The sequence below is a fragment of the Streptomyces albireticuli genome, assembly GCF_002192455.1.
Lineage (GTDB): Bacteria > Actinomycetota > Actinomycetes > Streptomycetales > Streptomycetaceae > Streptomyces > Streptomyces albireticuli_B.
On record NZ_CP021744.1, the window covers coordinates 2,787,676 to 2,811,968 of the forward strand.

Genomic DNA, 24,293 nt, shown 5'->3' on the forward strand with positions numbered 1-24,293 from the left:
GCACCGGCCCGCCACGCGCCACCCCACCCCGCCCCGCCACCACCCGCACATGCAACCCCACCCTCACCCCCCTCCTTGCATCTGCTGGCCGCATGGCCATAACGTGCCGCACATGCAAGCCTCCTACCCCATCGGCCGAGCCGCCCGTCTCCTCGGCGTCAGCCCCGACACCGTGCGCCGCTGGGCCGACGCCGGGCGGATACCCACGCGGCGGGACGAAGCGGGGAAGCGGCTGATCGACGGGACCGATCTCGCCGCGTTCTCCGTGGCGCTCGCGGCCGAGGGGAGCGGTGAGGAGGCCGCGTACACCTCCGCGCGGAACGCCTTTCCGGGGATCATCACGGCCGTGAAGCTCGGCGACGTCGCCGCGCAGGTCGAGATCCAGGCCGGTCCCCACCGGCTCGTCTCGCTCCTCACCCGGGAGGCCGTGGAGGAGCTGGGGCTGGCCGTCGGGATGGAGGCCGTGGCCCGGGTGAAGGCCACCAACGTGCACATCGACCGCGCCTGAACCGGAGAACCCGATGCCCCGCACCCGCCACCTCGCCCTGCCCGCCCTCGCGACGGCCGCCGCCCTGTCCCTGGCAGGCTGCGGCAGCGACGGCGACGACAAGAAGAACGACGCCGACGGGTCCTCCCGGAGCAGGACGACCCTGACCGTCCTCGCCGCCGCGTCCCTCACCGACGTCTTCAAGCAGGCCGGAGCCGCGTACGAGAAGGCGCACCCCGGCACCACCGTGAAGTTCTCCTTCGCCGGGTCGCAGGAGCTCGCCTCCCAGGTCCGCCAGGGCGTGCCCGCCGACGCCCTCGTCACCGCGGACACCAAGACCATGGACGGGCTGCGGTCGGAGACCGGCGCGCCCACGGTCATCGCGAAGAACCGGCTGACCATCGCCACCGCCAAGGACAACCCCAAGGGCGTCAAGGGCCTCTCCGACCTCTCCCGCGAGGAGCTCAAGGTCGTACTCGCCGCGCCCGAGGTGCCGGTGGGCCGGTACAGCAAGAAGGTCCTCGACCAGCAGCACGTCACCGTCAAGCCGGTCTCCCAGGAGCCGAACGTCCGCGCCGTCCTCAGCAAGGTCTCGCTGGGCGAGGCCGACGCCGGGATCGTCTACCTCACCGACGCCGCCGCGGCCAAGGGCAAGGTCTCCACGGTGACCGTGCCCGACACGCAGAACGCCGTCGCCTCCTACCCGGCCGCCACCCTCAAGGGCTCGGCGCACACCGAGGAGGCCGGCGACTTCGTGAAGTGGCTGAGCACGGACGAGGCGCAGAAGCTGCTCCGCGCCGCCGGATTCCAGCAGCCGTGAGGAGCGGCCCGCGCCAGGGGCGCACTCCCCTGGCGCTCGGGCTGCCGGCCGTCCTGGCCGTCGCCTTCCTGTTCCTCCCCCTGCTCGGCATCCTCGCCCGCACCCCCTGGGCCACCCTCCCCTCCCGCCTCGGCTCGCACGAGGTCACCGAGGCACTGGGGCTGTCCCTCCTCGTTTCCGGCTGGGCCCTCCTGCTGGCCCTCCTCCTCGGCGTCCCCCTGGCGTGGGTGCTGGCCCGCAGGGACTTCCCCGGCAAGGCGCTGGTGCGCAGCCTGGTGATGCTCCCGATGGTCCTGCCGCCGACCGTGGCGGGCGTGGCGCTGCTCCAGGCCTTCGGCAGGCGCGGCGTGCTGGGCCCCTGGCTGGAGTCCTGGTGCGGCGTCACCCTGCCGTTCTCGACGGCCGGGGCGGTCGTGGCGTCGGCGTTCGTGTCCATGCCGTTCCTGGTCATCAGCCTGGAAGGGGCGCTGGCGGGCCTCCACCCGCGCTACGAGGAGACGGCCACCACCCTGGGCGCGACGCCGCTCCGGGTGTTCCGGACCGTCACCCTCCCGATGATCGCCCCTGGCCTGCTGGCCGGGGCGGCGCTCAGCTGGGCCCGGGCCCTGGGCGAGTTCGGGGCGACGATCACCTTCGCGGGCAACCTCCCGGGCACCACCCAGACCCTCCCCCTCCAGGTCTACCTGCTCCTCCAGGACGACCCGGAAGGAGCGACGGCGGTGTCGCTGCTGCTCCTGGCGATAGCGACGGCGGTACTGCTGGCGCTACGCGGCAGATGGCTGGGCAGCGGCGGAAGGGGGCGGGACGGGGAGGGCTCCGGAGAGGGCGTAAAGCGTGATTTGCGGCAGGGTTCCGGGTTCTCAACCCGTGTGACAGGGGCCGTAAATCATGCGGCCCCGGAGGACCCTCCCCGTCCCGCCCCCGACCCCACCCCGTACCCCCTCCGCACCACGGTAGAAGGATCGACCACCACCCGCATCGAAGCCGAACCCGGCACCACCATCGCCGTAGTGGGCCCCAACGGAGCGGGAAAGACCACCCTCCTCAGAGCGCTCCTGGGCCTCACCGACCGTGCGAGCGCCCAAGAAATCCTCCTGGGGGGCACCGACGCCGCCCACACACCCCCACACACCCGCCGCATCTCCTGGGTCCCCCAGGACGGCGCCCTCTTCCCCCACCTGAGCGCGCTCGCCAACACCGCCTACGGACTCCGCGCCCAGGGCGTCCCCCGCGCCGAGGCCCACCGCGAGGCCCGGCGCTGGCTCGACCGGCTCGGCGTGGGCGGCCTGGCACTCCGCCGCCCCGGCAGCCTCAGCGGCGGCCAGGCCAGCGTGTGGCCCTGGCCCGCGCCCTCGCCGCCCGCCCCCGGCTGCTGCTCCTGGACGAGCCGCTGGCCGCGCTCGACCAGTCGACCCGGGCGCACGTCCGGCACACCCTGCGCACCCACCTCGCGGACTTCCCGGGCGTCTGCCTGCTCGTCACCCACGACCCCGTGGAGGCCGTGTCGCTCGCCGACCGCGTCCTCGTCCTGGAGGACGGCCGCACGGTGCAGTACGCGACGCCCGCCGAGCTGACCCGGCACCCCCGCTCCCCCTGGGTGGCCCGGATGCTGGGCAGGAACGCGTGGCCGGGGAAGTCCACGGAGGAGGGCACGGTCGCGCTGAACGAGGGCACGAGCCTCGCCACGGCGGACCCGGGCCCCGAGCACCCGGGCCCCGGCCTGGCGGTCGTAGGCCCGGAAGCGGTGTCCCTGCACACCGCCCGCCCCACGGACGGCAGCCCCCGGAACGTCTGGCCCGGCACCATCCGCGAGATCACCACGCAGGGCGCCCGGCTGCGCGTCCTCGTGGCCGGCGAGCCCGACGTGGTCGCGGAGGTCACCCCGTCGGCGGCGGCCGACCTGGGGCTGGCGGAGGGCGTACGGGTCTGGGTGAGCGTGAAGGCGACAGAGGTCACGTTCGTACCGCTGTAAGGCGAGAGGCCATGTTCATGCAGCCGTAAGGGCAAAAACCGAACCTCAACGCCCCGGATCGTCCCAGCGTGACCCGAACGCCCCACCCCGCGCGCACCCCCGCTCCCCGCCCCGCAAGATGGCAGTCGGCCCCTTTCTCCGGCCCCTCAGCCCTCGACCCCGGGAGCGCCGTTGTCCAGTTCCGTAAGGGCCGGGGGCCTGTTGTGCGCCGCGCTGCTGACGCTCTCCGCCGTCAGCTGCGCGGGCGGCGGGGAGAACGGCGGCTCGGCGTCGGCGGCGGCGCCGGCCGACGCGCCGGACCGCCAGCGGCTGACATGGAAGGCCTGCCCGGCCCCGAGCGGCAGCGAGAGCGGGTCGACGGACAAGGCGCCGGGCACCGAATGGGAGTGCTCGACGATGCGGGCGCCCCTGGACTACGGCAACCCCGGGAGCGGCAGCGTCGGCATCGCGCTGATCCGGGCGAAGGCCACGGACCCGGCCCGCCGGATCGGCTCGCTGGTCTTCAACTTCGGCGGCCCCGGCGGCTCGGGGATCACCACGCTGCCGGCGTTCGCGGACGACTACACCAAACTGCGCACGCGCTACGACCTGGTGAGCTTCGACCCGCGAGGCGTCGGCCGCAGCAGCGGGGTCACCTGTCTGAGCGACAAGGAACTGGACGCCTATTACGCGGCGGACGCGGCCCCCGACACCAAGGAGGAGGCGAAGGACCTGGTCGAGCGGGTGGGCAAGTACGCGCAGGCGTGCGAGAAGCGGGCGGGGAAGGTCCTGCCGCACGTGGGGACGTCGAACGCGGCCCGCGACATGGACCTGATGCGGCGGGTGCTGGGCGACGACAAGCTGCACTACTTCGGCGTCTCGTACGGCACCGAACTGGGCGGGGTCTACGCCCACTTGTTCCCGGACAAGGTGGGCCGGGCCCTCTTCGACGGCGTCGTGGACCCGACCAGCGACCCCGTGCGGGGCTCCCTGGGCCAGGCGAAGGGGTTCCAGCTCGCGCTGGGCAACTACATGGACGCCTGCGTGAAGAACTCCGACAACTGCCCGACGGAGCGGCAGATCGGCGAGCTGCTGCGGCGGCTGGACGAGAAGCCCGTCCCGGGCGCGGGCGGCCGGCAGCTGACCCGCTCTCTCGCCACGGCCGGCATCGCGCAGGCCCTGTACTCGCAGGACTTCTGGGACTACCTCACGGAGGGCGTCGAGGACGCGGAGAACGGCGACGGCAAGCTGCTGCTCGCTCTCGCGGACTCCCTGAACGGCAGGGGCCAGGACGGGCGTTACAGCACGCTCCAGGCGTCGCTCAACGCCATCACGTGCGCGGACTTCGCGCAGCGCTACACGGCCGCCGAGATCGAGTCGAAGGTGCCGGAGTTCCGCAAGGCCTCCCCCGTTTTCGGGGACTTCATGGCCTGGAGCCTCACCCAGTGCACCGGCTGGCCGGTCAAGGGCGAGTGGCAGACGCCGGACGTGAGCGCCAAGGGCGCGCCGCCGATCCTCGTCGTCGGCAACACCGGTGACCCGGCTACCCCTTACGAGGGGGCGCGCGCGATGGCGCGCGAGCTGGGTCCGGGCGTCGGAGTGGAGCTCACGTACCGGGGACAAGGGCACGGCGCGTACGACGGCGGCAACGCGTGCGTCAAGGAAGTGGTGGACGCGTACCTGTTGGACGGTACGGTGCCCCAACCGGGCAAGATCTGCTCATAGTACTGTTCAACGTACACACAGCACATAACACATATCATCGGTGGCGCGAACCGACGCGTCGAATGTCTGTGGCTCGCACTACGATCTCCCGCACAGCAGTTCCGTGACGGACGGTCGGGGGGAATGCGATGTCGTACAGCCCGCCGCGGCCCACCGGGCAGGCCGAGCGCAAGGTGCGCGTGCTCACCGGCTTCCTGGCGGTCGCCGCCCTCGTGGCCGCCCTGGTCGCGCTCTGGCAGACGCAGTCCACGCCGCTGGCCCGCCGGACGTACTGCTGGGGCGCCTGGACGGAGGGGTCGGGACCGTTCCGGGACGGCGGCCGGGAGCGCGCCGCGGAGGAGAGCGTCCCCACCCGGGAGCGGCCGCGCGGCCATTGCGTCCTCAGCTGGCGGGGCGGCCGCGGCGCGGGGGCGTACGAGCAGCGGATCGAGGTCCGGCTCGGCACGGGCCCGAGGGACGCCGCGGGGCGGCGGGACTGGGTCGGCGGGCTGTTCGCGGGCGGCGACCGGGCGCTGCCGGGGCTGCTGCCCGGGTTCACGGCCGACGGTTCGGGCGCGCTGGTGCTGCCGGAGAGCTGTGACGTGGGAGGCCGCCCTTCGGTGGTGACGCTCACCAGCTCGTTCACGGACGCCGCCGACCGGGGCAGCCATCCCGGCTTCCCGGACGACTCCTCGCCCTCACGCACGGGGGAGTTACTCGTCCGGGTGGCCAACCGCGCGACGGAGGCGACGCGTTGCTCCTCGGCGCCGGCCCTGCGGCTGCGTGCCGAACCGCCCTTGTCGTCCCCGTCGCCGTCCCCGGACGCGCCGGCGGGGCGGTGCGCGATCCCGGGGCTGGGCGAGGACGCGGCCGGGGAGCGTCTGACCGACACGGTGGGCGGCGGGGCCGGTGACGACCTCCAGTCCTGCGCGGTGTCCGGGGGCGACGACGGCCGCCCCGCGGCGCGCTTCACGATGGTCGGGCGGCCCAGGATCGTCGCCCTCTTCGACGGCCTGACGGGCGACTCGCCGCCGGCGCCGGGCTGGCGGGGGCGGGGCCGGATCGACGCGGCGGGGGCGCTGGTGCGGGCGGAGTGCGAGGGGAGACCGACGGTCTTCACGATGCGGGTGGGTCCGGGGCGTACGCATACGCGGCTGGACGACCCGCGGCACGCGTTCCCGGCGTTCGTGGACGCGATGGCGGCCCGGATAGGCTGCGCGCCGCTGCGGGAGCGGTAGCGGGCAGGCAGCCCCGAAAAGGGCGGCAAGGCATCCGCCCGGCCCGGGGCAAGGCACCCGACGGGTCAAGAAACCCCCACGCCAGGCACGGAACGCGCGCGGGACGGGCCGGAAGCCCGGCCCGTCCCGCGCGCGAACACAGACCCCGCCTAGTACACCGGCTTCTCGGGCTCGATCTGGTTGACCCAGCCGATCACGCCACCGCCGACGTGCACCGCGTCCGCGAACCCGGCGGACTTCAGGACCGCCAGGACCTCCGCGGAGCGGACACCCGTCTTGCAGTGCAGGACGATCTTCTTGTCCTGCGGCAGGTCCTGGAGGGCGTTGCCCATCAGGAACTCGTTCTTCGGGATCAGCCGGGCGCCCGGGATCGAGACGATCTCGTACTCGTTGGGCTCGCGGACGTCGATGATGTCGATCTTCTCGTCCGCGTCGATCCACTCCTTGAGCTGCCGGGGAGTGATCGTGGAACCCGCGGCGGCCTCCTGGGCCTCCTCCGAGACCACGCCGCAGAACGCCTCGTAGTCGATCAGCTCGGTGACCGTGGGGTTCTCGCCGCAGACCGCGCAGCCGGGGTCCTTGCGGACCTTGACCTGGCGGTAGGTCATCTCCAGGGCGTCGTAGATCATCAGACGGCCGACCAGCGGCTCACCGATGCCCGCGAGCAGCTTGATCGCCTCGTTGACCTGGATCGAGCCGATGGAGGCGCACAGCACGCCCAGCACGCCGCCCTCGGCGCAGGAGGGCACCATGCCCGGCGGCGGGGGCTCGGGGTAGAGGCAGCGGTAGCAGGGGCCGTGCTCGCTCCAGAAGACGGACGCCTGACCGTCGAAGCGGTAGATGGAGCCCCAGACGTACGGCTTGTTCAGCAGCACGCAGGCGTCGTTGACCAGGTAGCGGGTGGCGAAGTTGTCCGTGCCGTCCACGATCAGGTCGTACTGGGAGAAGATCTCCTTGACGTTCTCCGCCTCCAGGCGCTCCTGGTGGAGGACGACGTTCACGTACGGGTTGATGCCCAGCACGGAGTCACGGGCGGACTCGGCCTTGGAGCGGCCGATGTCGGCCTGGCTGTGGATGATCTGCCGCTGAAGATTCGATTCGTCGACCTCGTCGAACTCCACGATGCCGAGGGTGCCGACGCCGGCCGCGGCGAGGTACATCAGGGCGGGGGAACCGAGGCCGCCGGCACCCACGCAGAGCACCTTCGCGTTCTTCAGGCGCTTCTGCCCGTCCATCCCGACGTCCGGGATGATCAGGTGGCGGGAGTACCGACGAACCTCGTCAACGGTGAGCTCGGCGGCCGGCTCGACCAAGGGTGGCAGCGACACGGGGTCTCCAGGAGAGGCATCCCCGCTCGCGCGGGGAACATACAGGCGGCGTTCGGTTCTTCCCCTGTAACCCTGCCACGCCCCGTCTCATTCCGAGACACCAGGTCCGATGCGCGAGACGATCTCGTCCCAGTAGCCGGGCATCACCTCCCAGGGGTCCGCTTCGTCCCGGTCCGTCCGGTCGGTGAAGTAGATGGTGCCGGCGCCCTGCCAGCGGGCGATGCGCAGCGCCTCGTCCAGGTGGGCCCGGGGGACGCCGTGCACGAGGTGGCAGAAGCGCTCGGGCGGGTGGTCGGCGGTCCACTCGGCCACCTGCGACCAGCGGTAGGCGGACCACGGGCCGCAGAAGGTCACCAGCTGGTCGGCGAGTTCGGCGTACCCGGCGCAGGGGTGGGCGCCGTGGACCAGGACGATCCGGGCGCGCTCGCGCAGCGTGCGCAGGGCGCTCACGGTGCGGCGGACGACGGGGAGCGCGGCCGGGCCCGTGGGGCAGGCGTCGAGCGAGAAGCCGTCCACCTTGTACCAGTTGAGGTAGCGCTGCGCCTCGCCGAGGAGCTCCTCGAAGGGGCGCTCGCCGAACTTCAGGTCCAGGTGGCCGAGGAGCCGGACGCCCGCGTCCCGCAGCCGGGCGACGGCGGGCAGGCAGTACGGGTCCGGGCGGGCGCCCGGACCGCCCGAGGCGCCGGGCGCGGCCATGGCGCCGCTGCCGAGCACGACCCAGTCCACGGGCACGTCGGTGCGCAGGAGTTCGCCCCATTCGGCGGGGGCGAGCAGCGGGTGGGCGATGCCGGGGACGCCGAACCGCAGCGGGGCGTCGGTCTCGGGTGAGGCCCGGCGGCCGGAGGGGATCAGATACGACACGCCGCCTCCATCCAGATGTCGGCCAGCGACTCCTCCAGGCCGATCCGGGGCCGCCAGCCGAGCCGGTCGCGCGCGGTGCGCACGTCGGCCTGCTGCCAGCTGCCGCAGCCGTCCGGGTAGGGGTAGGCGGGCGGGGTGCCGAGGTGCGGGTCGTCCAGCTCGTGGAGGGCGCCGCCGAAGCCCGCGACGCGGGCGAGCAGGGAGGCGGCGTCGCGGAGCCTGACCGCGCGGCCGGTGCCGATGTTGACGGCGCCCTGGGCGGCGGAGAGGGAGGCGGCGTGGACGGCGCGGGCCACGTCGCGGACGTCGACGAAGTCGCGCTGCACCCCGAGGCCGCTGAGCTTGAGCTCGCTGTCGCCGCTCTGCATGGCGCGGCGCATGGCGTCGGCGAGCCGGCCCAGCGGGGAGCCGGCGGGGGTGCCGGGCCCGACGGGTGAGAAGACGCGCAGCACGATGGCGTCCAGGCCGGAGCCGAGGACGAGCTCGGTGGCGGCGAGCTTGCTGACGCCGTACGGGCCGCCGGGGCGCGGGACGGCGTCCTCGGCCGTGGAGGAGCCGGGCTGCGAGGGTCCGTACTCGGAGGAGCAGCCGAGCTGGACCAGGCGGGCGCCGCAGCCGCTGCGCCGGAGGGACTCGCAGACGGTGGCGACGGCGACGGTGTTGTGCCGGGTGAGGTCGCGGGCGCCGCCGCGGGTGGCGCCCGCGCAGTTGATCACCACGCCGGGGTGCACGGCGTTGAGGAAGCGGGTGAGCGCCCCGGGGCTGCCGGTGGCCAGGTCGAAGCGGACGTCCGCGTCGTCGCCGCGGCCGAGGGCGGTGAGCTGGACGGCGGGGTCGGCGAGCAGCCGGTCGGCCACGTACCGGCCGAGGTAGCCGTTGGCACCGAGCAGAAGGACCCTCATCGGTCGCGCCCTCCCTCTCGCCCGGCGGTACGGATGGGGTGAACGGTCATCTTGCTTGCTCCTCTGACAGGGGTGTGCGGCTCGCCGGGGGCGGCGGGGTCTGCGGGTGCGGCGGACACGTGAGGTGCGGCGGGGGTGCCGACCGCGGCGGCGGCCACCCCGCTCCGGTGGGCGGAGGCCCGGGTCAGCGCGGGAAGGGCGCAGGCCAGCAGGGCGACCGCGGGCGCGGTACAGGCCACCAGGGGAACGGCGGCGGGGCCGTGGGCCGCGGCGAGGGCGGTGAGCGGCCGCAGCGGCCCGTCGTCCGGGGCGAGCAGGGCGCCGAGCAGGGCCGTGGCCTCCGCCGCGCCGGCGGCGAGCGCGGCGACGGCGGCCGCCCGGCCCAGGCCGCGGGAGGCCGCCAGGCGGGCGACGAAGAGCAGCCCGCCGAGGGCGGTGACCGCGGTGAGCGGCCCCGGGTGCACGGTGCCCCGCAGCGCCGCGTGCCCGGCGGCCAGGAGGGCGGCCAGGGCGGCGAGGTGGAACGCGGTGGCGAGGACGGGCACGGGCCGCACGCGGGCCCGGAACTCCGCGAGGGTGCGGCTGCCGAGGAGCGCGCGGCGCACCCGGACCGTGAACCAGCGCGCGCTCCAGGCCGCGGACGCGGCGGCGCAGGCCAGGGCGAGTGCGGTCGGCACGGCGGCGGACAGGACGCCGGACAGCCCGGCGGACCCCGCGAGCTCCCGCACCGGCCGCCCGGCGAGCAGGGCCGCGAGGAGACGATCGCCCACGAGCCCGTACGCGACCAGCCAGAGCCCGGCGAGCCACCGCGCCGCCCGCCACCGGTAGGTGCCGGGCGGGTGGCACGGCGGCGAGGGCGGACAGAGGGGCTGCGGCAGGCCGGGGCCGGGCCGACGGGCGCCCGGGCCGGCCGGCGTGTCATCGCGGCGGGGCGGCAGGCCGTGCGGCGAGCGGTCGTGCGGCGGTACACCGCGCCACGACCCGCCGTACGGCGGCACACCGTCCCACGACCCTCCGTGCGCCGGTCCGCCGTCCGACGACCCACCGTGGGACAGTCCTCCATCCCACGACCCACCGTGGGACAGTCCTCCATCCCACGACCCACCATGCGGCACTTCCCCGTCCCACGACTCCCCGTACGACGCTGCACCGTGCGGCCGCACACCGCGCCACGACCCACCCTGCGGCGGTCCGCCGTCCCACGCTTCGCCGCGCCCCGGCCGCCCGTACGGCAGGCCCCCGGCCGCCCCGTCCTGGAACGGCGTCGCGGCTTCCGGCTCCGCCGCCGGCCGCGGTGGGGAGAGCTGCTCGCCGGCACCCCGCGGGGCACCGCCGTGCGGTGGGTCACCGAGCAGGAGCCCACCCCGCAGGAGGCCACCGCGCAGCAAGCTCCCCAGCGGCGAACCGCCGCTCCGCGGCGCCCCGCGGAGCGCGCTCCCGGTGCCCGCCGGACCCGTGGGCGCCGTCTCCACGGCGCGCCCGCGCGCGTACAACTCCTCGGCCAGGGAGAACAGATCGCGGTGGCGGCACGCGGCCGCCGTGTGGTCCACGGCGCCCCGCGCCTCCAGGACGGCGGCGATCTCCAGGGGGTCCACGGCGCGCGCGCAGAGCTCGCGGTGGTGCTGGAGGAGCGCCTTCACCGGGTCGGCGGGGGCCGTCGGGACGGGTATGCCCGTGGGGTTCGGCGGGCTGCCGGCCCGCAGTGACGTGCTCATGGGCGGCCCGCCCAGGTCGGGGAGGCGGCGCGCGGGGACCAGGTGAGCGGCGGATGCTCGCCGGCGGCGCGGCCGAAGGGGACGGACGGATCGGATCCGTCCTGCCGGACGGGGGCGCGCGAGATCAGTTCGAGGTAGATGCCGCGAAAGGCCGTCACATGCCGCTCCACGGTGAAGAGTTCGAGGGCGCGCTCCCGCGCCGCCGCGCCGAGCCGGGCGCGGCGGCCGGGGTCGCGCAGCAGGTCGAGGCAGGCGGTGGCCAGCGCCCCGGCGTCGCCCGGCGGGACGACCAGGCCCGTGCCGCCGACGGCCTCCCGGACGGCGCAGGCGTCGGGCGCGACCGTGGCCCGGCCGCAGAACATCGCCTCGACCAGCGGCAGCGGGAAGGCGTCCGCGGCCCCGGCGAGGACGACGCTGCCCGCCGCGTACGTCTCCGGGCGCACCGTCTCCTCGTACGTCACCCCGTCGGGCGGCTCGGCGCCCGGTTCCGGGGCGCCGACGACCCTGAGCGCCGTGCCCGGTTCGGCGGCCCGCACGGAGGCGAAGGCGTCCCACAGGTGGGGCTCGGGGCGGCCGAGCCACAGCAGCGTGCGGCCGTCGTCCAGGGGCGCGCCGGACGGCCCCCGCGGGTCCTCGGCGCCCTCGCCGACCGCTTCGTAGGGGCGCTCGTCCACGCCCGGGTGGACCGTGCGCAGCCGCTCCCGGGCGGCCCCGCAGCGCTCCTGCCAGCGCCGCACCCGGGCGTCGCCGGGGGTGATCAGGTCGGCCCGGCCGTAGACCTCGGCGGACAGCAGCCGGTGGAAGGAGGAGATCAACGTCCTTACGGCGAGCGGCAGTCCGGCGGAGCCCGCGGCGCTGTTGAGGTAGTAGGCGCGCAGCCGCACCTCGTACTCGGTGACGAGGAGCGGGGTACCGAAGAAGCGTTTGGCCAGCAGGCCCGGCAGTGCGGCGGGCCCGGCGGAGGTGGCGTGGCAGAGGTCGACGGCGGCGAGGCCCCGGTCGTGGTCGCCGGCGGCGCCGTACCAGTCCAGGGAGAGGGGCCGCAGCGCCCGCTCCAGGAAGGCGGAGACGGCGAGGAGGTCGGCGACGCGGATGCCGGACGCCGCGGGGTGCGCGCCGGGCGCGCGGCACGCCGCCTCCAGGGTGCGCAGGGCCTGCTCCGAGCGGAGCGCGGCACCGAGGCCGCCGGCCTCCCGGGCGAGGTCGGCGAGGCCGTGCAGGCCTTCGGCGAAACGGTACGCCTGGCCCTCGGCGGAGGGGGCCGCCCCCTCGGCGCCCCCCGTACCGGCCGCATCCGCCGCACCGGAGTCATCCGGTGCACCAGCCGCACCAGACGCCTCCGCCGCGCCTTCGGACCCTCCGGCTCCGGCAGGCCCCCCGGCCCCCCCGGCCCCACCCGCGTCCGTGGCGCAGATCGCCGCGGCCAGTTCCCCGAAGTGCTCCTCGAACCGCTGCCGTTCGCGCCGTCCGTACGCGCCGTACGCGCGCCCCGTGTCCCCTTCCGGCGGGTCACCCCAGAGCGGTGCCGTCCGTACCCGCCGCACCTGTTTGGGGAGGCCGTACCACCCGCCGCGCTCCTGGCGGGCGCCCCGGCTCAGGGCATAGACCTCGAAGTCGTGCTGGTCGAGCCCCCTGACGAGCTGGTCGCACCACTCGCCGCCCTCACCCGCGGCATACGGATATCCACCCTCCGTGAGGAGTCCCACGCGCACGCACGCACCCCCGTCTGTCCACTGTGGCCTCGGCAGCCGCCGAACGGCAGCGGGAGCACGCTATGCGCGGGGCCGTGCGGCGCGACGGACGGTTGTCCGTCGCGCCACCGGAAGGGGTGAACAGAAGTGACTTTCCCGAAGATGGGACGTTGCTTCGCGCTATGCGGCGGCTTCCGCCTTTTCGAGCCGCGGGACGGCCGCCAGCAGGCCCTGGGTGTAGGCGTGGCGGGGGCGCTCGTAGACGGAGTCGGCGTCGCCCTCCTCCACGATCCGGCCGCCCCGCATCACGACGAGCCGGTCGCTGACCTGCCGTACGACGGCGAGGTCGTGGGCGATGAAGACCAGCGCGAGCCCGAGGTCGCGCTGGAGCTCGCCGAGGAGTCGCACCACCTGCGCCTGCGTGGTGACGTCCAGGGCGGAGACCGGCTCGTCGCAGACGATGAGCTTGGGCTCGGGCGCGAGCGCCCGCGCGATGCCGACCCGCTGCCGCTGGCCACCGCTGAACTCATGGGGGTAGCGGTGGTACGCGCCGGGGTCGAGCCCCACCCGCTCCAGCAGTTCCCGCACCCGGGCGACGATCTCCGCGTCGCCGAGCCGCCCGGCGGCGCGCAGCGGGTCGGCGATGGACTCGCCGATGCTGCGCCGGGGGTTGAGGGAGGAGACCGGGTCCTGGAAGACCATCTGGAGCTCGCTGCGGAACGCCCGCAGCTCGCGGTCCTTCAGGCCGCCGATGTCGCGCCCCTGGTAACGGAGCGCGCCGCCGGTCGGCTCCAGGAGCCGTACGAGCATCCGCCCGAGCGTCGTCTTGCCGCTGCCGGACTCGCCGACCACGCCGACGGTCTCGCCGGCGCGGACGGTCAGCGAGACCTCCTCGACGGCGGTGACGGCCTTACGGCCGCTCCCGAACGTCCGGGTGAGGCCGTCCGCCTCCAGCAGCACGTCCGTACCGGGCCCCTGGGCGGCCGCGGCCGGCCGCTTCGCCCCGGCCGTGCGGCGGACGTTTACGCGGGGCACGGCCGCCAGCAGGTCGCGCGTGTAGGTCTCGCGCGGCGCGTCGAGCACGGTGCGCACCGGTGCGTGCTCCACCGCGCGGCCGTCCTTCATCACCAGCAGCTCGTCGACGGTGCCGGCCGCCACCCCGAGGTCGTGGGTGACGAGGATCAGGCCCATGCCCGTCTCCGCGCGCAGGTCGCGCAGCAGGTCGAGGATCTGGGCCTGGACGGTGACGTCGAGGGCCGTGGTGGGTTCGTCGGCGACGAGCAGCCGGGGCTCGCAGGCGAGCGCCATGGCGATCAGGGCCCGCTGGCGCATGCCGCCGCTGAACTCGTGCGGCCGGGACCGGGCGCGGCGGGCCGCGTCCGGGATGCCGACCCGGTCGAGGACCTCGGTGGCCCGCTCCCGGGCGGCGCGCCGGGAGGCGCCCTTACGGTGCACGCGGTAGACCTCGGCGATCTGGTCGCCGATGGCCTGGTAGGGGTCGAGCGAGGAGAGCGGGTCCTGGAAGACCATGGCCGCCGCCCCGCCGCGCAGCCCGCGCAGTTCGGCGTCCCCGGCGGCGAGCACGTCGTGCCCGGCGACGGTCACCGCTCCGGAGACCTCGGCGCCGGTGCCCTTGTGCAGGCCGAGCAGGGCGTACGCGGCGGTGCTCTTGCCGGAGCCGGACTCGCCGACGATACCGAGGGCGCCGCCGGGGGCGAGGGTGAAGGAGAGTCCGTCGACGGCCCGGACGGTGCCCTCCCCGGTGGGGAAGGCGATGGACAGGTCCGTCACGGAGACCAGGGACGCGGTGCCGGCGGTCATCGCAGGGCCACCCTTCGGTCGGCGACGGCGTAGAGCACGTCCGCCACGATGTTGGCGATCACGACGGCGGTACCGGTGATCACCACGACGGCCACGACGACCGGGAGGTCGATCTTCCGCGTGGAGTCCACCAGCAGCTGGCCGATGCCGGGCAGGCCGAACATCTTCTCGGTCAGCACCGCGCCGCCGAAGATCGATCCGAAGTCGGCGGCGGTCAGGGCGATGACCGGGGCCAGCGCGCCCCGCAGGGCGTGCCGGACGACCAGCGACCGCTCGGACACACCGTAGGCGCGGAAGGTGCGGATGTGGTCCTCGGCCAGCGTCTCCAGCGTGGAGCTGCGGGTGAGGCGGGCGTACTTGGCGGATTCGAGCAGGCCGAGCGCCACCCAGGGCAGCAGCATGTTCCAGGCCCACTGCTCGGGGTCCTCGGTCAGCGGCACGTAGGTCGGGAACGGCAGCCATTCCAGGTACGCGCAGAAGAGCATCAGCAACAGCAGCCCGCTGATGAAGACCGGGGTGGCGGTGCCGGCGAGCGTGAGCCAGGTGAGGACGCGTTCGGTGATGCCACCGCGCCGCAGCGCGGACATCAGACCGGTGCCGATGCCGACCGTGAGCCAGACGACCATGGCGCCGACGGCCAGCGAGGCCGTGGCGGGCAGCCGCTCGACGAGCATGTCGGTGACCTGCTGGTTGTTCTGGTACGAGAGCCCGAAGCAGGGCGCGTCGCAGTGCAGCACGGCGGTGCCGGTGGAGTAGTCCTGGCCGACGAACACGCCCTGGATGAAGTGCCAGTACTGCGTCAGGAGGGGGTCGTCGAGCGAGAGCTGCTCGCGGACCTGCCGGATCTGCTCGGGGTTGCAGCGCGGGCCGCACGCCAGGCGCGCGGGGTCGCCGGGCGCGACGTAGAACGTCACGTAGACGACGGCCGAGAGCACGAGGACGACGGCGACCGCGCCCAGCGCGCGGCGCAGGAAGTAGAGGGTCACGCCGTGCCTCCCGGACGGGACTTGCGGGACGTGCGGCCGCCCCGGCCGACGCGCAGCCGGGACGCCTCACGCGGGTCGAGCGCGACGCGCACCCCGTCGGCGAGCACGGTGAACGCGAGCGTGGTGACGAACAGCAGGAGGGCCGGCAGCAGGACGTACGTGGGGTCCGCGCGGAACCACGTGGTGGCCGTCGAGAGCATCTGCCCCCAGGAGGGCGTCGGCGGCTTCACGCCCACGCCGAGGAAGGACAGGCTCGCCTCGACGACGATGTTGCTCGGCAGCAGGATCGCCGCATAGGTGATCACGGGCGCGGCCAGCGCGGGCAGCAGCTCGCGCCGGGCGACCCGCCAGGAGGAACCGCCGGTCAGCCGGGCGGCCGAGACGTAGTCGAGCTTCTTCAGGCTCAGCGTCTGGCCGCGCACGAGCCGCGCCATGGGGCCCCAGGCGAGCAGGCCGATGGAGAAGACGAGCAGCAGCGGGCGCGGGAAGTCCGCGGGCACGACGGCCATCAGGGCGATGGCGAAGACGAGCAGCGGCATCGCGACCATCACGTCGGTGAGGTGGCTGAACACGCTGTCGGCGAACCGGTTGCCGAGGGCCGCGGCCAGGCCCACGGCGAGGCCGATGAGCACCTGGACGACGGTCGCGCCGAGGGCGACGAGGAGGGAGACCCGGGCGCCGTAGAGCAGCCGGACGAACATGTCGCGGCCGGTGCCCGGTTCGACGCCGAGCCAGTGCTCGGCGCTGATGCCGCCGAAGTCACCGAGCGGCACGCCGCCGCGCGCGGAGTCGACGAGGGCGTCGTGGTAGGTGTTCGGGTCCTGTCCCTCCAGCGCGGCCAGCAGGGGCGCGAAGAGGGCGAGGAGGACGAGCAGACCCAGCACGGCGGCGGCCGCGAGCGCGGACTTGCGCGCCCTCAGCCGCCGCCAGACCTGCCGGGCCCCGGAGGCGGGGGCGAGCCCCGCCTCCGGTTCCGGGGTGGTGAGGAGGTCCGTCACTTGACCGCGACCTGCGAGACGTCGAGGACACCGGTCCAGTCGCTGATGACGACGTTCTTGACGTCCTTGCCGTAGAGGCGCTTGTAGACCGGGTGGAACAGCGGCACGGTCAGCGCCTGCTCGCCGATCCTGCGGTCGAGCGCGCCCCAGCGCTTGGCGGCGGCGTCATGGTCGGTGATCTTGTTGATCTCGTCGATCTCGTCGTTGATCTTGGAGTCGTCGAGGCGGGAGGCGTTGTAGTTGCCCGCGCCCTCCTTGACGATCTGCCGGCCGTCGAAGATCGGGGCGAGGAAGGGGCCGCCGGAGGGCCAGTCGGCACCCCAGTGGGCGAGGAAGAGGCCCGGCTGCTTGTCGAGGCTGTGGGTCTTCTCGTCGTAGTCGTTGATCTCCAGGCCCTCCAGCTTGACCTTGATCCCGGCCTCCTTGAGCGCGGCCTGGACAGCCGTCGCGATCTCGGGGCTGGTCTCGAAGTCCTGGGCGGTGGAGTGGGTGAGGGTGATCTCCAGGTTCTCCTGGCCGGCTTCCTTCAGCAGCTCCTTGGCCTTGGCCGCGTCGCCCTTGTCGCCCGCCGCGAAGTGGTCGTAGGGCGTGAAGCCGAAGGACTTCTGGTTGGGCAGGAAGGTCGTGGCCGGCTCGGCCAGCGAGGAGCCGCCCGCGGCGTTCACCACGCTGGTGCGGTTGACGGCGTAGGAGATCGCCTGGCGCACCTTCGGGTCGTCGAAGGGCTTCACCGTGGGGTTGAAGGCGAGGTAGTTGGTGTAGCCGAAGTGGCCGGTGCCGACCCGGTCCGCGAGCTTCTTGTCGCCGGTGACCTGGGCCAGCTCGGCGGGGCCGAGGTTGGTGTCGGTGGTGACGGCGGCGGCGTCCGCGCCCTGGCCGGAGGAGAGCCGCTGGTTGATGACGGCGGAGGAGAGGCCGGACTTCACCTCGATCCGGTCGGGGTAGGCGTGCCGCTCCTTGTCGGTCGCCTCCGACCAGTTCTCGTTGCGCTCCAGCACCATGTGCTCGCCGTCGTTGGCGTTCTTGACGACCTTGTACGGGCCGGAGGAGACCGGGTGCTCGGCGTACTTGGCGCCGGTGTCCTTGGCCTTGGGCACGGGGGCGAACTGGGTGGAGGTCGCGAGGTAGGGGAAGTCACCCTCGGACTTGCGCAGATGGAAGACGATGGTCTTCTCGTCGGGCGTCTCGATCGAGTCGAGGCCCTTCTTCTCCTTGTACGGCCCCTGGTACGTGTCGCCGCCGACCAGCCAGTCGCGCAGGTACGGGGCGCCGCCGGAGAGCTCGGCGGCGAAGGAGCGCTCGATGCCGTACTTGATGTCGGCGGTGGTGATGGGCGAGCCGTCCTCGTACTTCAGCCCGTCCTTCAGCTTGTACGTCCACGTCTTGGCGTCGTCGCTGGCCTTGCCGATGTCGGTGGCCAGGTCGGGCACGACCTTGGTGCCCTCGGCGCCGCTCTCCCGGTTACGGGTGGTGAGCGTGCGGTAGACGAGCGAGGGGATGTTGCCGCCGCCGGAGGTGTAGAGGCGCGCGGGGTCGAACTGCTTCTGCGGCTGTCTGTTGAGGACGGTCAGGGTGCCGCCCTTCTCCGCGGCACCGTCGGCGCCGCCCTTGGCGTCACCGCCGCTCTTCTCCGGGCCGCACGCCGCCGCGCCTCCGAGCAGGACCACACTGACTGCGGCCGCGGCCACGCGGCGGGATATGGCGGGAAGTTGACGCATGACGAGGTCAGCCTTTCGCGGGAAAGCGATCGTAAGGAGAGTGCAAGCACCCACGGAAGGCGGCTGAGGAAGATCGCGCAAGGGCGCGGGGACCGCCCCCGACGGACGCGATGCCGTTGCGCGTTGGCGCGGCGCGGAATACGCGCGGGGGGAAGGGCGGTCTCAGCGACAGAGGATGTCGGCGACTGCGTGCGCGGCCACGCCGATCAGCGCCAGCTCGAAGCCGGCGATCTCGGGGGCGTGGTGGTGCGACATGCGCAGAACACTGAACGAATTTTCGCCAGGTGGCAAAGATGTCTCATATCCAGAGATGAGACATCTCGCGGAGCAGGACGATCGATCAAGCTCCGCAGGCCGGGCGGATACGGATGGCATACGTCCGGATCATGCGCTTCCCGCCCGGCGCCGGGCCCCTCCCGGTCACTCCCCCGGGAACGGCCAGGGGTTCGGGCGGCAGGTGGCGCCGTCCGTCGTCAGGAACTTCGTCTGCTGCATCATCACCGGCGCGAGCGCGCCCTCCTTGGCGCAGGTCTCGTGGTCGTGGCCGAGCCGGTGGCCGACCTCGTGGTTGATCAGCATCTGCCGGTAGGCGTGCATCCGGTCGCCGTAGGTCTGCGCGCCCTGCGCCCAGCGGTAGGCGTTGATCATGACGCGGTCGGTGGCCGCGGAGTCGCAGGAGACGTTGTCCTGCGTGGTGTCCAGGCCCGACTTGGCGCACCAGGTGGCCGTGGTGCCGGGGCTGGCCAGGGTGATCACGAAGTCGGCGGAGCCGGTCGAGACGCGCTCGAAGGTGCGGTCACCGCCGTGGCCCCAGCTGCGCTCGTCGTTCAGGGTCCGCTGCACGGCGGTGGCGAACAGCCCGCCGTCGAGCGGCAGCCCCTTCTCCACGTCCACGCGGTAGCGCAGCACCTCGCCCTTGCCGGGGGCCTTGTCGTGGCCGCCCACGGTCTCGAAGTCGCCGGTGCCCCGCGCGTCGGGGGCGAGCGGGTACTTCTTCGCCATCTTCTGCTCGTACGTGGCCGGGACCACCGCGCCGCCGTTGGGCGTGGGCCGGCTGTCGGAGCGCGAGGCGGCGTCCGGGCCGGTGCGCTCGACGTCCGCGGAGCGGGCCTGCGCCTTACTGTCCGCGCCCTCCTCGACCTGACCGGCGACGATCACCGCGAGCACGGCCGTCACCAGGGCGGCGGCCACGCCGGTGGCGGTGCGCGCGAGCCCCTGACCGGTACGGAAGGGGCCGGTACCGCGGGGCGCGCGACGGCTGCCGGGTCTCGCGATCGTCACACGGGGGGTGCCGTCACCACCGGCGGAGGGACCCTCGGCGGGCGCGGCGGCGGGGGCCGGGGCCGGGGCCGGGGTGAAAACGGAACCCGGAGCGGAAGCGGCGGCGGGAGCGGGGACGGGCGGGAACACCTCGTCGACGAACGGAAGAACGGGCTGGTGGGCCGCGTCCGGCCCGGCCGGATGGTCCGTCACATAGAGGGACCCGTAGGTGTGGTGCTCGTAGCCGCCGGCCGGGCCCGCGGCCTGGCCGCGCTGGACGCCGATGACGCCCCAGCCGACACCCGGCTCCGGCTGGTGCTCGCCCGGGCGCCCGTCGCGGCCCGCGGCGGCTCCGGGCCACTCGGGGTCGAACAGCGGGTCGGGCCAGCTGCCCGGGGGCGGCGGCTCCACGGCCTCGGGGCCGGCGGCCTCCTCGGCGGCCGAGGCGCGCCGGCGGCCCGTACCGGGCGCCGCGCCGGCCTCGGTGGCGAAATCCGCGCCGAACGCCGGGCCGAACTCCGCGCCGAAAGCGGAACCCGGGCCGCCCAGTGGTCCGGCCTCCTCGCCGGTGCTCCCGGCGACGTCACCGGCGGGGCCCCCGGCGGCGGGCGCCGCGGGCCTGGGGGAAGCGTGGGAGGCACGTGCACTGTGTTTACCCACGAGGCGTAGCGCTCCGTTCTGCGGTGGCGGCGGTGTCCGCGAGCAGGTCGCGGAAGGCACGTGCCACCGCGTCCGGGTCCTCCATCATGGCGACATGTCCTGATTCCAGAAGCGTCAACAGCCGCGAGTCGCGGAAAGTCTTGCCGGCTCGCGCTGCCATACGGTACGAGACCAGCTGGTCGCGCTTTCCGTAGACGAGCAGCGTAGGGGCAAGCACCTTCTCCGCCTGACGCCACAGCGAATGCTGGCCACCGAGGGTGTAGGCGTCCACGATGCCGCGCGCGGAGCGGGCCATCACGTCCCAGAAGTAGGGGAGCTCCAGCCTCCGCTCGTACTCCGCGACGGCCTCCGCGAACCCTTCGGGTGTCACCCGTCCGGGGTCCCCGTAACAGAGCGCGAGGACCTCGCGGGTACGCCTCTCGGGTGTCCAGTCCTTCGTCATCCGCGCGAAGAGGGAGACGACGCCGGGCACCGCGAGCAGCCCGGTGGGCACCGCCGTGCGCTGCGGGCGCAGCTCCGGCAGGGCGGGCGAGACGAGCGTCAGGGTGCGCACGAGGTCGGGGCGGACCGCGGCGACGCGGGTGACGACCGCGCCGCCCAGGGAGTTGCCGACCAGGTGGACGGGGCCGCGCCCGGCGGCGTCGAGGTGGCGGATGACGACACGCGCGAAGCCGGTGAGGGAGTAGTCGCCGTCGTCCGGCGGCGGGGAGTCGCCGAAACCGGGCAGGTCGAGCGCCTCGCCGTCGACGTCGCCCGCCAGCCGGTCCATCAGGGCGGACCAGTTCTGCGAGGAGCCGCCGAGGCCGTGCACGAAGAGCGCGGCCGGCAGGTCCGGCGCGAGCGGGCGCCGGGAGCGCACGGCCAGCGTGGCCCCCGGCAGGGTCACCGTGCGGACCTCCTCGCCCCGGCTCACCCGCGACGGCCGCCCCGGGGGCACCACGGGGACGGCACGGGCATCCGGCGACTCGGTCGAAGACATGCGGGCAATGTTACGAGACGATCACGCCGGGGCTGTTGTGGCGGCGGTCACAGATCGCCTGGCGTCGAGGGGCCGCTCTCCTAGGCTCGTACCCAGGAGTACGAGGACGTCCTCCCCGGGAAGGGGTACCGCATGACCGTTGACCCGTCCGATCCCGAGACGTTCGAGGAGGATCCCGATGTCACGGAGATCGACGTGGAGGCCCCCGAGGCCGACGCCGCCGAACAGCACGCGGACGTCTCGCCCCACCGCGACGACCCGCTGACCGGGATCGACCCCGACAGCGCCAACGAGGCGGACGTCGCCGAGCAGGCCCGGGTCGTGGAGCTCGACGAGGACGACTACCGCTGATCCGGGGCGTTCCGGGCGTTCCGGAGGTGGCCGCCATGGGCCAGGGGCACCTTGCGCCCAATTGTCGGTAATTTGTCGACTTCCCACAGCGTCCGGTACGTGAAATTCTCCGCTCCGACCACGCACGGCCCGGTTACCCAAAAGTACGATGGCGGGCGCGGTGCACACCGTGCAGGGAACGATCATGGGAGGCGGCGTGACAGCCATCGAGCAGACCGAGGCGCGGCCGCGAGGCACGCGTCTGCCGCGCCGGGCCCGACGCAATCAGCTGCTGGGCGCGGCCCAGGAAGTCTTTGTCGCACAGGGTTACCACGCGGCGGCGATGGACGACATCGCCGAGCGCGCCGGCGTCAGCAAGCCGGTCCTCTACCAGCACTTCCCCGGCAAGCTGGACCTCTACCTGGCCCTGCTGGACCAGCACTGCGAGGCCCTGCTGCACGCGGTCCGCACCGCGCTCGCCTCCACCTCCGACAACAAGCTGCGGGTGGCGGCCACCATGGACGCCTACTTCGCGTACGTGGAGGACGAGGGCGGCGCCTTCCGCCTGGTCTTCGAGTCCGACCTCACCAACGAACCGGCCGTGCGCGAGCGCGTCGACCGGGTCTCCCTGGAGTGCGCGCGGGAGATCAGCGACGTCATCGCCGAGGACACCGGCCTGTCCAAGGACGAGGCCATGCTGCTGGCCGTGGGCCTCGGCGGCGTCTCCCAGGTCGTCGCCCGCTACTGGCTCTCCAGCGAGTCCTCCGTGCCGCGCGACACCGCCGTCCAGCTGCTCACCTCGCTGGCCTGGCGCGGCATCGCCGGCTTCCCGAAGAACGGGCCCGAGGCGGCCTGAGCACCCGGGCGCCGCGCGGGGCCGTCGTTCCTGTTCGCTGCCAGCGTGCAGGCACCGGCTCGGCGCGGGGCCGTACCGGGCTAGTGTGTGGAACGTACGGCGCGGCTGTCCGCGCACCCCTCCCCTGGGCTTCGCCACGGGGGAACCCCATACCTTCGGAGGGACATAAGCCGTGGAGGTCAAGATCGGCGTGCAGCACGCGCCCCGCGAGATCGTTCTCGAGAGCGGGCAGTCTGCCGAAGAGGTCGAGCGTGCGGTGGCCGACGCGCTCGGCGGCAAGGCTCCGCTCCTGAGCCTGGTGGACGACCGCGGCCGCAAGGTCCTGGTCCCGTCCGACCGCCTGGCGTACGTGGAGATCGGCGAGCCGACCGTCCGCAAGGTCGGTTTCAGCGCGACGCTCTGAGCCACATCGGCCGAGTGACAACGGCGGGGCCCCGGTGAGGAATTCACCGGGGCCCCGCCGTTGTCGTACGAAGGGAGGGGCGCCGCGCGCGGCGCGGGCCCGGGGCGACCTGACGGAGCCCCGGCGGCCCGGCCGGGCCGCGCCGGACGAAGCCGCCGCCGAGGGTTGCCCGGCCCCACCCGGGGGTAGTACGGCTTCGACCGTTTTGCCCCCACCCCTCGACCCCGGTACGGGAGGGAAGTGACCATGATCCTCTGGGAAGCGCTCGGCTCGGTCCTCATCGGACTCGCCGTCTCGCTCGCGGCCCTGCGCTGGCTGCCGGCGCGCTTCGGGCGGTTCCGCCCCCGCAGCCTGGCGCTGGCCACCGGCCCGACCGCCGCGCTCTTCGGGGCCCTGCTCGCCCACTCCGTGCTGGGTCCGGGCCATCTGCCGGCGACCCTGGCCGTCTCGCTCGGGGTGGCCGTGGCGCTGCTGTCACTGCTGCTGCGCCAGGGAGACGGCGCCCGCCGCTCAGCGACGGCCTGAAGCGGGCCCGCCCGGCACCGGGGGACGGCCGTGCGCCGCCACCCGATCCGGTCCCTTCCGGACGGCCCGCGAAAGGCGGGGTCAGGCGGCGAGACCCAGCGCGGCCATGCGCTTGGTGTGCGCCTCGGTGATCCGGGAGAACATCTTCCCCACCTCGGCGAGGTCGAAGCCGTCGGCCACGCCGCCCACCAGCATCGTCGACAGGGCGTCCCGGTCGGCGACCACGCGCTGCGCCTGCGAGAGCGCCTCGCCCATCAGCCGCCGGGCCCACAGCGCGAGCCGGCCGCCGACGCGCGGCTCGGCCTCGATGGCGGCGCGCACCTTCTCGACCGCGAAGCTCGCGTGGCCCGTGTCGTCGAGCACGGTGAGCACCAGGGCGCGGGTGTCGGAGTCCAGGCGGGCGGCGACCTCACGGTAGAAGTCACTGGCGATCGAGTCGCCCACGTACGCCTTGACCAGGCCCTCCAGCCAGTCCGACGGCGCCGTCTGGCGGTGGAACTCGTCGAGCGCGGCGGCGAAGGGCTGCATCGCGCCGGTGGGCTCCACGTCGATGGCGGCGAGGCGGTCGCGCAGCCGCTGGAAGTGCTGGAACTCGGCGGCGGCCATCTTGGCCAGCTCCGCCTTGTCGTCCAGGGTGGGCGCCAGCTTGGCGTCCTCGGCGAGCCGCTCGAAGGCGGCCAGCTCGCCGTAGGCGAGGGCACCCAGCAGGTCGACGACCGCCGCGCGGTACTGCGGGTCGGCGGAGGCTTGGTCCCAGTCCTGGGCGGCGATTCCGGTGAGGGCCTCGGCGGGCTCGGTGGTGTTCTCGGCGTTGTCGGACGTCTGCATGAAGCGCACAATAGCCCGCTCCGCAAGCCGGGGAAGGGCCTGGTCAGCCAGTTCCTCCCCATCTGTCCGAAGGATTGTCCGGACACGCATGCGCCTTTCCGGGGTACAGTGGTAATGCGCCTGTCGAGTATTCGGCGGGCTGTCCCATGCTGTGCCTTCCGGGAGCGTCACTCATCCGGCCCTCGGAACTTCAGCGGATGCCCGGTCGGTGGCCCGATCGGCTTCCAAAACC

Annotated in this window: 23 protein-coding genes; 10 read left to right on the forward strand and 13 right to left on the reverse strand. The window is 73.8% G+C overall.

The annotated features are described in order from the left end of the window. The first annotated feature begins 112 nt into the window (after positions 1–112). The 6 genes from SMD11_RS11620 to SMD11_RS11640 all read left to right on the forward strand — a co-directional run bounded on the left by SMD11_RS11620 (position 113) and on the right by SMD11_RS11640 (position 6,200). Entirely contained in the window at positions 113–508 is a 396-nt protein-coding gene (locus tag SMD11_RS11620) for a TOBE domain-containing protein (RefSeq protein ID WP_087926387.1), read from the forward strand. 13 nt (positions 509–521) lie between these two features. Continuing rightward, positions 522–1,307 carry a molybdate ABC transporter substrate-binding protein gene (modA, locus tag SMD11_RS11625; protein ID WP_087926388.1) on the forward strand — a complete coding sequence of 262 codons (786 nt, stop codon included), beginning with the start codon at positions 522–524 and terminating at the stop codon, positions 1,305–1,307. Then, positions 1,304–2,881 carry an ABC transporter permease gene (locus SMD11_RS11630; protein WP_418952435.1) on the forward strand — a complete coding sequence of 526 codons (1,578 nt, stop codon included), beginning with the start codon at positions 1,304–1,306 and terminating at the stop codon, positions 2,879–2,881. Before modA ends, SMD11_RS11630 begins: the two co-directional genes overlap by 4 nt. Beyond that, entirely contained in the window at positions 2,809–3,279 is a 471-nt protein-coding gene (locus SMD11_RS37290; RefSeq protein WP_418952436.1) for a TOBE domain-containing protein, read from the forward strand. The genes SMD11_RS11630 and SMD11_RS37290 overlap by 73 nt, the downstream gene beginning before the upstream one ends. Before the next feature lie 171 nt (positions 3,280–3,450). Further along, on the forward strand, positions 3,451–4,983 hold the full coding sequence (locus tag SMD11_RS11635; protein WP_087926389.1) for an alpha/beta hydrolase: 1,533 nt from the start codon (positions 3,451–3,453) through the stop codon (positions 4,981–4,983). Positions 4,984–5,111: 128 nt separating this feature from the next. Next, entirely contained in the window at positions 5,112–6,200 is a 1,089-nt protein-coding gene (locus SMD11_RS11640) for a hypothetical protein (protein WP_087926390.1), read from the forward strand. 149 nt (positions 6,201–6,349) lie between these two features. Here SMD11_RS11640 and moeZ read toward each other — a convergent pair whose 3' ends face one another. The 12 genes from moeZ to SMD11_RS11695 all read right to left on the reverse strand — a co-directional run bounded on the left by moeZ (position 6,350) and on the right by SMD11_RS11695 (position 21,119). Further along, entirely contained in the window at positions 6,350–7,528 is a 1,179-nt protein-coding gene (gene moeZ / locus SMD11_RS11645) for an adenylyltransferase/sulfurtransferase MoeZ (RefSeq protein ID WP_087926391.1), read from the reverse strand. Positions 7,529–7,615: 87 nt separating this feature from the next. After that, on the reverse strand, positions 7,616–8,389 hold the full coding sequence (locus SMD11_RS11650) for a spherulation-specific family 4 protein (protein ID WP_087926392.1): 774 nt from the start codon (positions 8,387–8,389) through the stop codon (positions 7,616–7,618). After that, a complete protein-coding gene (locus SMD11_RS11655; protein ID WP_087926393.1) occupies positions 8,377–9,291 on the reverse strand; it encodes an NAD-dependent epimerase/dehydratase family protein in 915 nt (304 codons plus the stop codon). Before SMD11_RS11655 ends, SMD11_RS11650 begins: the two co-directional genes overlap by 13 nt. Then, positions 9,288–11,006 carry a hypothetical protein gene (locus SMD11_RS37295; protein WP_087926394.1) on the reverse strand — a complete coding sequence of 573 codons (1,719 nt, stop codon included), beginning with the start codon at positions 11,004–11,006 and terminating at the stop codon, positions 9,288–9,290. Before SMD11_RS37295 ends, SMD11_RS11655 begins: the two co-directional genes overlap by 4 nt. After that, entirely contained in the window at positions 11,003–12,718 is a 1,716-nt protein-coding gene (locus SMD11_RS11665; RefSeq protein ID WP_087926395.1) for a DUF3492 domain-containing protein, read from the reverse strand. Before SMD11_RS11665 ends, SMD11_RS37295 begins: the two co-directional genes overlap by 4 nt. Before the next feature lie 159 nt (positions 12,719–12,877). After that, positions 12,878–14,518: a dipeptide ABC transporter ATP-binding protein gene (locus tag SMD11_RS11670; RefSeq protein WP_087926396.1), complete on the reverse strand. Its 1,641-nt coding sequence runs from the start codon at positions 14,516–14,518 to the stop codon at positions 12,878–12,880. Beyond that, positions 14,515–15,504, reverse strand: coding sequence for an ABC transporter permease (locus tag SMD11_RS11675; RefSeq protein WP_087926397.1), 990 nt, complete (start codon positions 15,502–15,504; stop codon positions 14,515–14,517). Before SMD11_RS11675 ends, SMD11_RS11670 begins: the two co-directional genes overlap by 4 nt. Then, positions 15,501–16,502, reverse strand: coding sequence for an ABC transporter permease (locus tag SMD11_RS11680; protein ID WP_087926398.1), 1,002 nt, complete (start codon positions 16,500–16,502; stop codon positions 15,501–15,503). The genes SMD11_RS11675 and SMD11_RS11680 overlap by 4 nt, the downstream gene beginning before the upstream one ends. Then, the gene (locus tag SMD11_RS11685; RefSeq protein WP_087926399.1) at positions 16,499–18,220 is read right to left on the reverse strand and encodes an ABC transporter substrate-binding protein; all 1,722 of its coding nucleotides are present in this window, start codon (positions 18,218–18,220) and stop codon (positions 16,499–16,501) included. Before SMD11_RS11685 ends, SMD11_RS11680 begins: the two co-directional genes overlap by 4 nt. A 162-nt stretch (positions 18,221–18,382) precedes the next feature. Beyond that, positions 18,383–18,475, reverse strand: a complete 93-nt coding sequence (locus SMD11_RS37050) for an Ms4533A family Cys-rich leader peptide (RefSeq protein ID WP_324614722.1) — start codon at positions 18,473–18,475, stop codon at positions 18,383–18,385. Positions 18,476–18,640: 165 nt separating this feature from the next. Beyond that, positions 18,641–20,140, reverse strand: coding sequence for a DUF3152 domain-containing protein (locus SMD11_RS11690; protein ID WP_087926400.1), 1,500 nt, complete (start codon positions 20,138–20,140; stop codon positions 18,641–18,643). Then, positions 20,133–21,119, reverse strand: coding sequence for an alpha/beta fold hydrolase (locus tag SMD11_RS11695; RefSeq protein ID WP_087926401.1), 987 nt, complete (start codon positions 21,117–21,119; stop codon positions 20,133–20,135). The genes SMD11_RS11690 and SMD11_RS11695 overlap by 8 nt, the downstream gene beginning before the upstream one ends. Before the next feature lie 132 nt (positions 21,120–21,251). On the opposite strand from SMD11_RS11695, the gene SMD11_RS11700 reads away from it, so the two are divergent. The 4 genes from SMD11_RS11700 to SMD11_RS11715 all read left to right on the forward strand — a co-directional run bounded on the left by SMD11_RS11700 (position 21,252) and on the right by SMD11_RS11715 (position 23,233). Next, entirely contained in the window at positions 21,252–21,470 is a 219-nt protein-coding gene (locus SMD11_RS11700; protein ID WP_087926402.1) for a hypothetical protein, read from the forward strand. A gap of 196 nt (positions 21,471–21,666) precedes the next feature. Next, complete coding sequence (locus tag SMD11_RS11705; RefSeq protein ID WP_087930432.1) at positions 21,667–22,305, forward strand: TetR/AcrR family transcriptional regulator; 639 nt, start codon at positions 21,667–21,669, stop codon at positions 22,303–22,305. 172 nt (positions 22,306–22,477) lie between these two features. Continuing rightward, positions 22,478–22,708: a DUF3107 domain-containing protein gene (locus tag SMD11_RS11710; RefSeq protein WP_087926403.1), complete on the forward strand. Its 231-nt coding sequence runs from the start codon at positions 22,478–22,480 to the stop codon at positions 22,706–22,708. A gap of 246 nt (positions 22,709–22,954) precedes the next feature. Continuing rightward, positions 22,955–23,233, forward strand: coding sequence for a hypothetical protein (locus SMD11_RS11715; RefSeq protein WP_199843854.1), 279 nt, complete (start codon positions 22,955–22,957; stop codon positions 23,231–23,233). 81 nt (positions 23,234–23,314) lie between these two features. On the opposite strand, the gene SMD11_RS11720 is transcribed toward SMD11_RS11715, so the two are convergent. Then, on the reverse strand, positions 23,315–24,061 hold the full coding sequence (locus SMD11_RS11720; protein ID WP_087930433.1) for a ferritin-like fold-containing protein: 747 nt from the start codon (positions 24,059–24,061) through the stop codon (positions 23,315–23,317). Positions 24,062–24,293 lie beyond the last annotated feature (232 nt).

What these genes read in the sequence shown, in the direction of transcription:
- SMD11_RS11620 (WP_087926387.1), top strand. Translation starts at nt 113, where the DNA reads ATGCAAGCCTCCTACCCCATCGGCCGAGCCGCCCGTCTCCTCGGCGTC.
- modA (WP_087926388.1), top strand. Translation starts at nt 522, where the DNA reads ATGCCCCGCACCCGCCACCTCGCCCTGCCCGCCCTCGCGACGGCCGCC.
- SMD11_RS11640 (WP_087926390.1), top strand. Translation starts at nt 5,112, where the DNA reads ATGTCGTACAGCCCGCCGCGGCCCACCGGGCAGGCCGAGCGCAAGGTG.
- SMD11_RS11655 (WP_087926393.1), bottom strand. Translation starts at nt 9,291, where the DNA reads ATGAGGGTCCTTCTGCTCGGTGCCAACGGCTACCTCGGCCGGTACGTG.
- SMD11_RS37295 (WP_087926394.1), bottom strand. Translation starts at nt 11,006, where the DNA reads ATGAGCACGTCACTGCGGGCCGGCAGCCCGCCGAACCCCACGGGCATA.
- SMD11_RS11670 (WP_087926396.1), bottom strand. Translation starts at nt 14,518, where the DNA reads ATGACCGCCGGCACCGCGTCCCTGGTCTCCGTGACGGACCTGTCCATC.
- SMD11_RS11685 (WP_087926399.1), bottom strand. Translation starts at nt 18,220, where the DNA reads ATGCGTCAACTTCCCGCCATATCCCGCCGCGTGGCCGCGGCCGCAGTC.
- SMD11_RS37050 (WP_324614722.1), bottom strand. Translation starts at nt 18,475, where the DNA reads ATGTCGCACCACCACGCCCCCGAGATCGCCGGCTTCGAGCTGGCGCTG.
- SMD11_RS11695 (WP_087926401.1), bottom strand. Translation starts at nt 21,119, where the DNA reads ATGTCTTCGACCGAGTCGCCGGATGCCCGTGCCGTCCCCGTGGTGCCC.
- SMD11_RS11700 (WP_087926402.1), top strand. Translation starts at nt 21,252, where the DNA reads ATGACCGTTGACCCGTCCGATCCCGAGACGTTCGAGGAGGATCCCGAT.
- SMD11_RS11715 (WP_199843854.1), top strand. Translation starts at nt 22,955, where the DNA reads ATGATCCTCTGGGAAGCGCTCGGCTCGGTCCTCATCGGACTCGCCGTC.
- SMD11_RS11720 (WP_087930433.1), bottom strand. Translation starts at nt 24,061, where the DNA reads ATGCAGACGTCCGACAACGCCGAGAACACCACCGAGCCCGCCGAGGCC.